Source organism: Sodalis sp. (in: enterobacteria) (assembly GCF_047607725.1).
GTDB lineage: Bacteria > Pseudomonadota > Gammaproteobacteria > Enterobacterales > Enterobacteriaceae > JBLKSS01.
In genome coordinates this window covers 18,137-29,795 of the sequence record NZ_JBLKSS010000012.1, presented here as the reverse complement: position 1 = coordinate 29,795, position 11,659 = coordinate 18,137, and the positions used below count along the sequence as shown (strand labels likewise).

Sequence of the window (11,659 nt, the reverse complement as noted above, 5' to 3'; positions counted from 1 at the left end):
CGGGCATGCGCCCGGTGGCCGCCCTGAGCGCCGAAGATATCTACCAGGCGTTAACTGTTCCCCCTTCCTCCCCTAAGGAGCCTGCAATGAATCAATCGTTAACAGCGCTGCTGGCCGCGCTGGGCCTGACGGTGCCGGAGGACGGCGAGCTGACCGATGAGGTCGCCACCGCCGCACTGTCTGCCGTGACCACGCTAAAAAGCCAGGCGGACAAGGCCGCCGCGCTGAAAACCGATGTGGCGGCCCTGTCCGCTGACCTGAACGCGCTGAAAACCCAGGCACCGACGGCGGCCGTGGATTTACGCCGCTATGTACCGGTCGAGACCTATAACGCGGTGCGTGAGCAGATGGTGTCACTGTCCGGGAGCTTAAGTAAGACCACCCTGGCGCAGACGCTGGGCAAGGCCGAGCAGGACGGGCGGATATTGAAATTCGAGCGACCCTACCTGGAAGGACTTGGCAACCAGATTGGTGTGACGGCCCTGTCGGCGCAGTTGGCGACGCGCCAGCCGATAGCCGCCCTCACCCGCGTGCAGACTGAAACGTTGACCCTGCCACCCCAAAACCGTGAAAAAACCGCCACCGTCGCCCTGTCGGCGGAAGAGTTACAGGCCGCGCGCGTGCTGGGGATGACCCCGACGGCGTTCCAGAAAATCAAGACCGAGGACGCACAATAATGCCAACCCCCATTACCCCGTCGCAAATCACTGCCCTGATGACCGGCTTTCGCAAGGAGTTTCAGAACGGGCTGGGCATGGCTCCGTCTCACTACCAGCAGGTGGCGACCACGGTGGCCTCCACGTCAAAATCCAATACCTACGGCTGGCTGGGGCAGTTTCCCGCTTTCCGGGAGTGGGTCGGCTCGCGCAGTATCCAGCAGATGAAGGTCTATGGCTACGCCATCAACAACAAGACCTATGAAGGCACGGTCGCCATTACCCGCGAGGATTTTGAGGATGACAATCTCGGCGCGTATAGCCCGCTGTTTCAGGAAATGGGTCGCGCCGCCGCCGCACAACCTGACGAACTGGTGTTTACCGCCTTGCGCGCCGGTAATAAAACCGACTGCTACGACGGCAAACCTTTTTTTGATAGCGAACATCCGGTGTATCCGAAGGTCGAGGGCAGCGCCACGGTCTCTAACGAAATGAAAGGCAAGCTGACGCTGCTGGTCGCAGACCTGTTGTAACAGCGCGGTTAAATCCGGTTTAAACGCCCATGAAAGGAGTGGTAACGCATGTATGCCAGCGAGCAGGATTTACGCGCCCGCTATAGCGTCCCGTTGATAGAAAGGCTGGTCGACGAGCGCAGCGATGAGGTGGCAGCCCGGCAAAAAGTGAGCCAGTCGCTCAGCGATGCCAGCGCTCTGATGGACAGCTTTATCGCTGCCCGTTACGCCCTGCCGCTCTCGGTGGTGCCGTCAGTGCTGAAACGTCATGCCTGCACGATGGCGTTTTACTACCTGAATGACGAGCGGGCCATTGAGCAAACCAGCCAGCGTTACCAGGATGCGCTGCGCTGGCTGGAGGCGGTGAAAAAAGGGGAGCTGCCGCTCGGGGTGGATAGCGATAACCAGGTCCCCGACAGTGCCGACCTGCCGCAGATGCAGGCCGATGCGTCGGTGTTCGGGCGCAAGCAGAAGGGGTTTATCTGATGATTGTCTCCACCGAAAACGCTTTGCTGGCGCGGCTACATGCGTGTTTGGCAACACGTTGCGTGATATCGCCACCCATCCCGGCGACTGGAGCGAGGAGGGATTGCGTGATGTGCTGCTGACGCCGCCCTCGGTGTATCTGGTGTGGCTGGGCGCGCAGGCCGGTCAGGTCAAAGGCGTGATTGACAGTCGCTTTGTTTTTTACGTGGTGGCCGATGTTATCAACGGTGCCGAGGGCGACAGACCCGGCCAGCCTGCGTCAGCGAAATTGGATACCACGCCGCAAGTAGCGGCGGCTGCGCGAAAATGTCCGGTGGTCAATGGGTGGCTAACCGCCTAATGCCCGCCCCGCCGTCACGTGGCAATTTACTGTTTTGTCCGCCGCAGGCATGATAGTGTCGCAGTGCTGGCGTGCGCTACGTACCGGAACGGTAAGGATATTCCTCTGACAAGTAGTGATCCCGCCGCGTTGCCGGTGACGGGCAAAGATGGCCACACTCTGTTTACCCCCAGCGAGAGAGCACATGATGAACATCACCCCTCCAACACGCGTGACCGGCGTCGTCGCCGTAACGGCGCAGGTGACTCACGCCAGCGCGCTTGGCCAGGCGTTGACGCGCGCCGACAACAGCCAATCCGTTCTGGCCGATATGACGCTCAGAGAAAAAATCGGTCAGAAAATCATGCTCGATTTCCGCTACTGGGGCCGGGATAGCGCTAGCGGCGCGGCGCGGGACACCGTAGCGCTTAACGCTTGCATTGAAAACATCTTGCGTAATTACCACATCGGCGGCGTCATTCTGTTTGCCAGCAACCTGAAAGATGCCGACCAGATCCGCCGCCTGACCGGACAACTCGCAGCCGTTCCCCAGGCCCACGGCATCGGTTTGCTGATCGGTACCGACAACGAGGGCGGCAACGTTTTTCGCCTGCCGCGCGGCGAGTACATCGCGTTTGCGGGCAATATGGCGCTCGGGGCGCTGTACGAAGGCCACGGCGAAAGCGCGCTTCCCTACCTGCAGGGCAAAATCATGGCGCGGGAACTGTGCAGCCTGGGTCTTAACCTCAATTTTGCGCCGGTGGTGGACGTGAACAGCAATCAGGCCAACCCGGTCATTAATGTGCGCGCGTTCGGCGATTCCCCGGCACAGGTCGACAGGCTGGCCCGCCAGATGGTTAAAGGCAGCGCGCAGATAGTCACCTGCTACAAACACTTTCCAGGCCATGGCGATACCCGTACCGATTCCCACCTGAATTTGCCGCGGGTGGACCGCAACCGGGAGCAGGCGTACGCCGTTGATCTGGCGCCCTATATCGCCGCTATCGCCGATAACGACGCGCCGGACATGATTATGACCGCCCACATTCAATACCCCGCCCTTGACGACAGCCTGATAACCCGGCTCGACGGCGAGGACATTATTGTTCCCGCTACGCTGTCGCGTAGGATCCAGCATCACCTGCTGTGCCAGGAGATGGGCTATCGCGGCGTGACCATTACCGATACGCTGGATATGAAGGCCATCAGCGACAACTTCGACCCACGCGACGTGGTCAAGCGAGTATTCAACGCCGGTGTTGATATTGCCCTGATGCCGGTCAGCGTACAGGGGGCGGACGAGGGAGATAAACTGCGTGAGCTTATCGAATACATCATCGCGCAGGTGGAGCGTGGTGAGATAGACAGCGGGGAAATTGATGCCTCGGTGGCGCGGATCCTGACGCTCAAACGGGAAAAAAATATCATGGCGGGCCAGGTGGCTCCCGCCGCGATCGGTGAGACCGAGCGGCGCCTGGCGAAAGAGGTGGAAAGCGCTATTGCCGATCAATCGATCACGCTATTGCAAAATCATCAGTTGCTGCCGCTGCGGGACGTCAGCTGCAAGATCGCCATTTTCACGCCCTGGGGCGAACAAGGCCATGCCGTGCGGCAGGTGTTGCAACAAAAGGGCTTTCATGACGTCAGCAGCCATAAAATCGCAGAGATTGCCTGGCAGGCACAGCGTCGGGAAATCGACCGCAGCGATATCGTGATTGTCGGCAGTCAGGCAGTCGGCGTCAGCCCGGTGGAAAACAACGGCCAGGCCAGCGGAGCGACCGGTACGGGCGATACGGCGCACATTGCCGCCATTATCGATTATGCCCACCGCCAGCAGAAGAAAATCGTGCTGTTGCTGATGCGTTCGCCCTACGACATCATCCACTTTGATAGTAAGACCGACACCATATTAGCGACCTATGCCTATTACGGTCTGGACAACGGCGTACGCCGCGGCGAATCGCTGTTTGCCGCGGCGTGGGCGCTAGTGGGGGAGTTGCAGCCGAGCGGTAAGCTGCCGGTGAATATCTATAATGTCGACCCGCAGGGGGCGATAACCGATATCCGCTATCCACGCGGCTTCGGTCTAAACTGCTGACACCGCGCGCGGCCCTGACCCGGTGGCGGACGCCGGTCCTTCCCCCACTCACGTGCAACGGCACGCGGCTTTAACGCCGCGGCGCCCCTTTAGCGTTCATCGCGCCGTCCCGGCACCGCGCTCCAGAACCGGCAGGCGTGCACCGTGACTTCCTCCCGGTCGTGGTACAGCTGCTTGGCGTGTACTTCCGCATGCACCCCATTCCCCGCCAACTGGTCGCAGAGCAGGCGTAAATTCTGGTTGACCTCTTCATAGCGCTTTTTCATCGGCAGCTTCAGGTTGAAAATCGCCTCGCGGCACCACCCCTTCACCAACCAATCCGCGGCTAATTGCGCCACGCGCGACGGTTTCTCCACCATATCGCACACCAGCCAGTACACATTATTGCGCGGCGGCTCGAAGCGAAAACCGTCGGCGCGATGGTGGATCACCTGCCCGGTCGCCATCAGCGCCTCGTCCATTGTGCCATTATCCACCGCATGCACCATCATGCTGCGTTTAACCAACTGGTAAGTCCAACCGCCGGGGCAAGCGCCCAAATCCACCGCGTACATGCCGCTGCCGAGGCGCTCGTCCCACTCATCCGCCGGAACAAAGACATGGAAAGCCTCCTCCAGCTTCAGCGTGGAGCGGCTGGGCGCATCCGGCGGAAATCGCAGCCGGGGAATGCCCATATAGAAGGGGGAATGATTATGACGATAGGCGTAGCCCACGTAGCAGCATCCCGACGCGATGAACAGCACATGGATGACCTGCTGCGAGGTGTGTTCATCACCCCGGAGGATGCGCTGCGCGCGCAGGGCGGCGCGTAACGGCACGGTGAATTTGCGGCAGAACTTGATCAGCTCTTTGCTTTCGTTGGTATCGGGGACTTCGACCCGCAGCTCCCCCGCCTCGGCGACGGCGCCCGTCAGCATACCCGCTATCGGCGTAATGCGATCGTCGGTGGGCAGATCGCGCAGCAGGTCGCCCGCCAGTATCATCTGACGCGCAAAAATCAGACTTCGCAGCGGTAAAGTGCGGATCAGCCGGTCCGCCTCTTCATGCTGGTAACAGACAAAGACCACGTACCCGCTATTTTCCTTCACGCGCGCAAAGCCATAGAGTTCCCGTTCGGCGGCCTTCTCGGTAATTTCAGCGGCGCACTCTTTCTCAAAGCCGAGGCGGCAATACAAAATAACGTTATTCACGGCGTTCCGCCTTTTTTTTCAGGCGCAGCGCGCCAATTAGCAGCAGCCCCCAGCCCGCCAGGAAACAAACGCCGCCGATGGGGGTGATATATACCCACAGGTGCAGGTGCGACAGCGCCAGGCAGTATAAACTGCCGGAAAACAGCACGATACCGATAGCCAGCAGCACCCCGCTCCAGTAAAAACACAGGTTGGGATTGCGCATCATCACCGTGCTCATGGCCATAATCGCCAGGGTATGAAAGGCCTGATACTCCAAACCGGTTCTTAACCAGGCCATTTCCAGCTCCCCTAGCGACAGACGCAGGCTATGGGCGGTGAAAGCGCCGAGGGCCACGAATAAGAATCCACTTAGGGCGGCGAAAATCAGCATTCCACGACTACGCATGTTTCTCGATTCCGATAATTATTGATGGAGAGTGCCATGCAGCGGCGCCATAGGCTGCGACGCGGCGTAACGAAAGCGGAACGTCTCCTGTTCGCTGGCCGCGCGCGCTAGGATCCATTGACGAAAGGCGGCGATTTTACCCACTTCCGCCTGACTGTCATGGCACACCAGGTAAAAGGCGTTTTTGCTTTCCAGCACCTCATTGAACGGGCACGCCAGCCGTCCGGCTTCAATTTCCGTTTGCGCCATGACGTTATTGGCCAGCGCCACCCCCTGACCATGGATCGCCGCTTGCAGCACCATGGCGCTGTGGCTGAAAATCGGTCCCTGCTGCACATTGAGCTGGATTAACCCCAATTGCCGGCTATAGGCCAGCCACTCCCGCCGCGAGGCGTCATGCAAGAGCGTATGGTAAATCAGATCCGCCGGGGTTTTCAGCGGATGGACGCCGGTCAATAGCGCTGGCGCGCAAACCGGCAACAGGTATTCGGCATATAACTTTTCCACCCGCAGTCCGGGCCAATTACCGCGGCCATAGAAAATGGCCACGTCCACGTCATCCGCCAGTTTGTCCTCCTCACGGTCCACCGCCTGGATAAGAACATCAATGCCCGGCCAGGCGGCGTTAAAGATCGACAAGCGCGGTACCAACCACTGAATGGCAAAACTCGACAGCAGGCTGACCGTAAGCGTGCCCTTGGCGCTGCGCGACTGCAGTTTGCGCGTCGCTTCCGCCAGCGCGGAGAAAATCTCTTTGATGTCGAGGTAATAGCTTTGACCTTCTTCGGTCAGCAGCAGCGAACGATTACGGCGGCGGAAGAGTTTTAGCCCGAGAAAGTCCTCCAGCGATTTGATCTGGTGGCTGACGGCGGCCTGCGTGACGAATAACTCGTACGCCGCTTTGGTAAAGCTCAGGTGGCGCGCCGCCGCGTCGAACACCCGCAGGGCATTAAGCGGAGGGAGTCGTTTGGACATAGGCAAGCGCTTTTTCTGGACTGAGAATTATGAGTAGGGCCAACATAGGCATGTCATCTATTAGTTTTTTTATCCGAGGCATTATAATTTGTCCGTTGATGATGCGCCAGCAAATACCTATAGTTGTGGCCATTCGCAAGCCGGAACGAAAAGCACTGGGGAAACTAATGTTTCCAAAGTGCTTTTGGCGAGTGATGTGATGTTGTATTTGCAGATTGGGCCGCGAATGCGGACCGCTTAATTTTTAAATCCGTTTTGGGATACATTTTTCTGTCTGTCCATAGAGAAAAGTAACACCGCGCCTGCGGTGCTTTTTTTTGCCTGTCGCTTACAGACGGGGGGCGCCAGAGACCGGCACCAGGCCCTCAGCGCTTTGCCACGCGAAGCGGGTAGCCCGTTCAGGCACGCAAGACGGGCACAAAAGATGACGAACCGGAGGGTGCCGTTAGCGCCCGTTACCCGTTGAAGGCGACCGCGACCGGCCGTAAGTGACGGGCCATGTCACGGGCTTTATTGCGCTTCCATCATCTCTTTCACGTCGGAGCGGTTGATTTGTTGCTGGGTGCCCGACGCATCCTGATAGCTTATCATGCCGGTATCTTCATCTACTTTCGGCTTGCCAGAGGTTACAATAGTCCGGCCATCGTTGGTATGCATGACGTAATTGCTTGAGCAGGCGCTCAGCGTAAAGGCTAAGGCACAGGCGGTAATGACTGCGGCTGTTTTCTTCGTTGATCATTCCTCGCAGAGTAAATTACTGTATTAATCCGTTATTCGCTTTGGGTATTTGTATTACCCGATAGTAATAAGCATAACCAGCTTTCACGATTTTGCCAGAAAATGACAGGTAATTCGGCGACTTAGCCATCGAGCGCACCGGCCGTTGTCCCCAGAGGAATTCCGTGACACAGTTTGACAATAATGCTTTCCGCCAGCTTTTTCCGACTCTCACCGCCGGGGCGACCTATTTGGATAACGCGGCCACCACCCTGAAACCACAGCCGGTACTGGCGGCAACCGAGGATTTCTATCGCCTGGCGCAGGGCAACGTGCACCGCAGCAGCTACCGGCAAGCGCAATCGTTAACCGGCCGCTACGAGCTGGCGCGTCAGCAAATGGCCCGCTGGCTGGGCGCACCGCGCGCGGAAGATATTGTCTGGACACGCGGCACCACCGAGTCGCTCAATCTGGTCGCCCAAAGCTATGCGCGGCCGCGCCTGCGGCCCGGTGACGAAATTGTGGTAGCGGAAAGCGAACATCACGCCAATTTGGTTCCCTGGCTTATGGTGGCGCAGCAGATCGGCGCTCGCGTGGTGAAATGGCCCATCGGTGCCGATTTACTGCCCGACAAGCGACAGCTTTCCGCCCTGCTGAGTGAACGCACGCGGATCGTGGCGTTGAGCCAAATGTCCAACGTCACCGGCGGTTGCCCGGATTTGCGGGATATTATCGCCCAAGTACGGCAGACGCCGGCGGTGGTGGTGGTGGACGGCGCGCAGGGGGTAGTACACGGCAGAGCGGATGTCGCGGCGCTGGATATCGACTTTTACGCTTTCTCCGGCCATAAACTGTACGGCCCCACCGGTATTGGCGTGCTGTACGGTAAAACCGAGCTGCTGGCGGCGATGCCTCCCTGGCAGGGCGGCGGGAAAATGCTCAGCGCGGTGTCGTTCGACGAGGTGATCCCAGAGCCGCCGCCGCACCGTTTTGAAGCGGGTACGCCGAATATCGCCGGGGTTATCGGTTTGGACGCCGTGCTCGGCTGGCTGGCGCAGCAGGATATGACGGCGGCCGAAGCCTGGTGCGTATCGCTGGCGGACGACGCCCACCAACGGCTGTCGCTGCTGGCGGGGTTTCGCGTTTTCCGCTGTCCGGGGTCGCCGCTGCTGTCCTTCGCCTTCGCCGATATCCATCATCAGGATATAGCCCACGTTCTGGCGCAATCCGGCGTGGCGGTGCGCGCCGGTCAGCATTGCGCCCAGCCGCTGATGGCCGCCCTGGGCGTCCCCGGTACCGTGCGCGCCTCTTTCGCCCCTTATAACACCCCCGCGGACGTGGATCGGCTGGTAGAAGCGACAGCCACCGCACTGGCCCTTTTCAGCGAATAACGGAGCACGCTATGACAAGAGAGGTGTTACCCCTTAACGGCCCGCACCCCTTCGGCACAGACATTACCGCCGCTGAACTGGCCCGGCGCTTTGCCGACTGCCGGCAGTGGGAGGATAGATTGCGGCAAGTGATTACGCTTGCCAGGGCACTGCCGCCGCTGCCGGACGGCCTGAAGACCCCCGCGACGATCCTCGCGGGCTGCGAAAGCCGAGTCTGGTTGGGGCATCAGCCGCTGCCGGACGGCAGGATGCATTTTTATGCCGACAGCGACGGCCGCATCGTTAAGGGCCTGCTCGCCATCGTGCTGACGGCCGTGGAGGGCAAGAGCGCGCTAGAGCTGCGCCAGACCGATCCGCTGGCGCTGTTTCGTCAGCTTGGACTGGAAGCGGAATTGAGCGCCAGCCACGCCGACGGTCTGGCGGCAATCGGCGGCCGAGTCGCCCATATCGCCGGCGGCGGCTGACGACCGCGCCGGACCTGCCGGCGCGTTCCGATCCGTGGTCGTGTGCTCAAGATCCTGCCCGCGTGCGCCAAACTTTACCGGCCCGACCGGTCCGCCCGGGCGCCAGCGTCACGGTGCAATCTCGCCGGCCACCGCCGCGAGCTGGCCCGCGGGCAAATCTTTCAGGCGGCGGGCGGCGTGACGTACTGCCGCCGCGCTTTGGCGAGCAATTTTTTCAGCGCGTGCGCGACGGCGACGAAACCAAAGGTCGCGGTCACCATGCTCGAGGCGCCAAAACCTGACGCGCAGTCCATGCGCTTAGGCCCTTCCGCCGTGGCGGGGGACGCGCAGACCGAGCCGTCGGGCTGGGGATAGACAAGCTGTTCGCTGGAAAAAACGCAATCGATACCCAACTTGCCTTTGCTGTTCTTCACCACCTGAAATCCCTGCTTCAAGCGATCGCGTACTTTGGCCGCCAACGGATCCTGAATGGTTTTCGCCAGATCCGCCACTTGAATGCGGGTGGGATCGGTCTGGCCACCGGCGCCGCCGGCGCAGACCACCGGAATTTTATAGCGCCGGCAGTACGCCAGCAGCGCCGCTTTGGCCCGCACGCTGTCGATAGCATCAATGACATAGTCGAAGCCGCCGTCCAGCCTCTGCGCCACGTTATCGGCGGTGATAAAATCATCGATAGCGGTTACCCGGCACTCGGGATTGATGGCCGCGATACGCTCGGCCATCACCGCAATTTTCGGCAGCCCCACGCGATCGCGCAGGGCGTGAATTTGCCGGTTGGTATTGGTGACGCACACGTCGTCCATATCAATCAGGGTTATCGCGCCGATACCGGTACGGGCCAGCGCTTCCCCCGCCCAGGACCCTACCCCGCCAACACCGATCACGCAGACGTGGGCGGCAGCGAATACCGCCAGCGCATCCCGGCCATACAGCCGAGCGGTGCCGCCGAAACGCTGCAACCAGGCGTCTGATAGGTGATCATTCATACTGTTTATGCCTCAGTTAACAAAAACGGCCCGCAGGCCGCTTGATGAACGGGTGAAACCTCCGCCGGCGGTCAGTTTTCGTAAATCACCTGCAGGGTATTGGGCGCCCGCCGCGCGGCAGGCTGGGCACCCGTCAAACCGCCGGAGGTGCCGCCCGTCAGACCGCCGGAGGTGCTCCCCTCGCCACCGGCTTGACTGCCGCCGCTATTGTAGGCGGTGAACAGCGGACCGGCGTTCCCCGCGTTTTTCAGCACCCAGACCCGGCCGTAATGGTTGTAATAGCCGGCGGAATGTCCCGCTTCCGGGCCAATACCTTGATACATATCGAAATGCTGGCCTTTAATCGCGTCGCCGACGTCCAGGGCCACCATCAAACGGAGCTCATATTTTCCCGTGAATTTACCTTTATTGTCCAGCAGCGGGACTTCCGCCAAGATCGTGGTACCGGCAGGGATAAGCGAACGGTCAGAGGCCACGGTCGCTTTCGCCACCAGCGGCACGGCGCTGGCCCCCTTTACCGGTGCGAAAGGAACCGGTTTAAAGAACACGAACGATGGATTTTGCTCAAGCAGCTCGCGCACTTCAGCTTCGCTGTGGATGTCAGCCCAGTGGCGTATCACCTGCATCGACATATCCTCCCGCGCCACTTCGCCGCGGTCGATTAACACCTTGCCGATACTGCGGTAGGCATGGCCATTTTTACCGGCGTAGGCAAAAAACATCAGCGGCCGGCCGTCGCCGTAATCCACGTAGCCGCTGCCCTGGACTTCCATCATGAAATTATCCATCAGCGAATTGGTCCAGGCGATAACCAGACCACTGCTCAGCGCGCCGCTGTAGATAGCCGCGAGGTCCGACAGGCGGCGATTTTTACCGCGCGGCGGCATGCGGTACAGCGGATAACGGAACTCACCCTGCGGCGTGTAGCACGCCTGCACCACCGGCGTGTAATAGCCGGTAAACTGCACATTACCGTAATTATCCGCGCCTTCCATTTGATAGGCTTTGATGCCGTACTGGCTTAATTGACGAGTATCGCCGCCGGCCTGCGCCCAGCGCTGGATAGCGGCAAAATCGGTCTGATTGCGTTGAAACAAGGCGGCGGCGTATTGGGTTTCAAGCACTTGATCGGCATAATCCCCGGCGTTAACCGGCTTGCCGCGGGCGTTGGGCGCGTTGACCAGCGCCAGCGGCTGGGGGTAAGTTGACCATCTTTATACTGCTGCCCGCGATCGGTGGGTCGGGATTGACACCCGGCAAGAATGGCGATAATAACGCCGCCGATCACATAGTTTACCCACTGTTTACTCATAACGTTCTCGCGCCGTTTAATTCGTAAGCGTACGCCCAGCGCCTTATTGACAGTTATTCAGCAGGGATGGTGAGGTTCCACGGCAGGAGCTCTTTGATTTTGTTGATGGGATGATCCGCGATAATCGCCAGCMCATGGCGCAGATACGCTKMNCGGCWSYWSKMM

At 59.9% G+C, this 11,659-nt stretch carries 11 protein-coding genes and 2 pseudogenes; 7 read left to right on the top strand and 6 right to left on the bottom strand.

The annotated features are described in order from the left end of the window. From ACMX3H_RS01505 to ACMX3H_RS01485, 5 genes are all read left to right on the top strand, one after another. On the top strand, positions 1 to 677 hold a 677-nt coding region (locus ACMX3H_RS01505), incomplete at its 5' end, for a phage protease (RefSeq protein WP_415209534.1). Beyond that, complete coding sequence (locus ACMX3H_RS01500) at positions 677 to 1,189, top strand: Mu-like prophage major head subunit gpT family protein (RefSeq protein ID WP_415209533.1); 513 nt, start codon at positions 677 to 679, stop codon at positions 1,187 to 1,189. The genes ACMX3H_RS01505 and ACMX3H_RS01500, both read left to right, overlap by 1 nt. A gap of 48 nt (positions 1,190 to 1,237) precedes the next feature. Next, on the top strand, positions 1,238 to 1,654 hold the full coding sequence (locus ACMX3H_RS01495; protein ID WP_415209532.1) for a gp436 family protein: 417 nt from the start codon (positions 1,238 to 1,240) through the stop codon (positions 1,652 to 1,654). Between the two features lie 43 nt (positions 1,655 to 1,697). Further along, positions 1,698 to 1,994 carry a phage protein Gp37 gene (locus ACMX3H_RS01490; protein WP_415209531.1) on the top strand — a complete coding sequence of 99 codons (297 nt, stop codon included), beginning with the start codon at positions 1,698 to 1,700 and terminating at the stop codon, positions 1,992 to 1,994. Positions 1,995 to 2,178: 184 nt separating this feature from the next. Further along, positions 2,179 to 4,071, top strand: coding sequence for a glycoside hydrolase family 3 protein (locus tag ACMX3H_RS01485; RefSeq protein ID WP_415209530.1), 1,893 nt, complete (start codon positions 2,179 to 2,181; stop codon positions 4,069 to 4,071). A gap of 89 nt (positions 4,072 to 4,160) precedes the next feature. On the opposite strand, the gene rlmM is transcribed toward ACMX3H_RS01485, so the two are convergent. The 4 genes and pseudogenes from rlmM to ACMX3H_RS01465 form a co-directional block, all read right to left on the bottom strand. Then, positions 4,161 to 5,261, bottom strand: a complete 1,101-nt coding sequence (gene rlmM, locus ACMX3H_RS01480) for a 23S rRNA (cytidine(2498)-2'-O)-methyltransferase RlmM (protein WP_415209529.1) — start codon at positions 5,259 to 5,261, stop codon at positions 4,161 to 4,163. Further along, the gene (locus tag ACMX3H_RS01475; RefSeq protein ID WP_415209528.1) at positions 5,254 to 5,649 is read right to left on the bottom strand and encodes a DUF423 domain-containing protein; all 396 of its coding nucleotides are present in this window, start codon (positions 5,647 to 5,649) and stop codon (positions 5,254 to 5,256) included. Before ACMX3H_RS01475 ends, rlmM begins: the two co-directional genes overlap by 8 nt. A gap of 18 nt (positions 5,650 to 5,667) precedes the next feature. Further along, the gene (locus ACMX3H_RS01470; protein WP_415209527.1) at positions 5,668 to 6,624 is read right to left on the bottom strand and encodes a transcriptional regulator GcvA; all 957 of its coding nucleotides are present in this window, start codon (positions 6,622 to 6,624) and stop codon (positions 5,668 to 5,670) included. 510 nt (positions 6,625 to 7,134) lie between these two features. Then, positions 7,135 to 7,353 (bottom strand): annotated as a pseudogene (locus ACMX3H_RS01465) (YgdI/YgdR family lipoprotein); the annotation flags it as partial. Between the two features lie 173 nt (positions 7,354 to 7,526). Here ACMX3H_RS01465 and csdA point away from each other — a divergent pair. Together csdA and csdE are read left to right on the top strand one after the other, a co-directional pair. Next, complete coding sequence (csdA, locus tag ACMX3H_RS01460; protein WP_415209526.1) at positions 7,527 to 8,732, top strand: cysteine desulfurase CsdA; 1,206 nt, start codon at positions 7,527 to 7,529, stop codon at positions 8,730 to 8,732. Between the two features lie 11 nt (positions 8,733 to 8,743). After that, positions 8,744 to 9,196, top strand: a complete 453-nt coding sequence (gene csdE, locus ACMX3H_RS01455; RefSeq protein WP_415209525.1) for a cysteine desulfurase sulfur acceptor subunit CsdE — start codon at positions 8,744 to 8,746, stop codon at positions 9,194 to 9,196. Between the two features lie 161 nt (positions 9,197 to 9,357). Here the strand turns inward: csdE and tcdA are convergent, their stop codons facing one another. Next, on the bottom strand, positions 9,358 to 10,182 hold the full coding sequence (gene tcdA / locus ACMX3H_RS01450) for a tRNA cyclic N6-threonylcarbamoyladenosine(37) synthase TcdA (RefSeq protein ID WP_415209524.1): 825 nt from the start codon (positions 10,180 to 10,182) through the stop codon (positions 9,358 to 9,360). A 188-nt stretch (positions 10,183 to 10,370) separates the two neighbouring features. Next, positions 10,371 to 11,494: pseudogene (gene mltA, locus ACMX3H_RS01445) on the bottom strand (murein transglycosylase A); the annotation flags it as partial. Positions 11,495 to 11,659 lie beyond the last annotated feature (165 nt).

Excerpts from the sequence above, each read along its gene's own strand:
- ACMX3H_RS01495 (WP_415209532.1), top strand. The coding sequence starts at position 1,238 with ATGTATGCCAGCGAGCAGGATTTACGCGCCCGCTATAGCGTCCCGTTG.
- ACMX3H_RS01485 (WP_415209530.1), top strand. The coding sequence starts at position 2,179 with ATGATGAACATCACCCCTCCAACACGCGTGACCGGCGTCGTCGCCGTA.
- csdE (WP_415209525.1), top strand. The coding sequence starts at position 8,744 with ATGACAAGAGAGGTGTTACCCCTTAACGGCCCGCACCCCTTCGGCACA.
- ACMX3H_RS01475 (WP_415209528.1), bottom strand. The coding sequence starts at position 5,649 with ATGCGTAGTCGTGGAATGCTGATTTTCGCCGCCCTAAGTGGATTCTTA.
- ACMX3H_RS01470 (WP_415209527.1), bottom strand. The coding sequence starts at position 6,624 with ATGTCCAAACGACTCCCTCCGCTTAATGCCCTGCGGGTGTTCGACGCG.
- ACMX3H_RS01500 (WP_415209533.1), top strand. The coding sequence starts at position 677 with ATGCCAACCCCCATTACCCCGTCGCAAATCACTGCCCTGATGACCGGC.
- tcdA (WP_415209524.1), bottom strand. The coding sequence starts at position 10,182 with ATGAATGATCACCTATCAGACGCCTGGTTGCAGCGTTTCGGCGGCACC.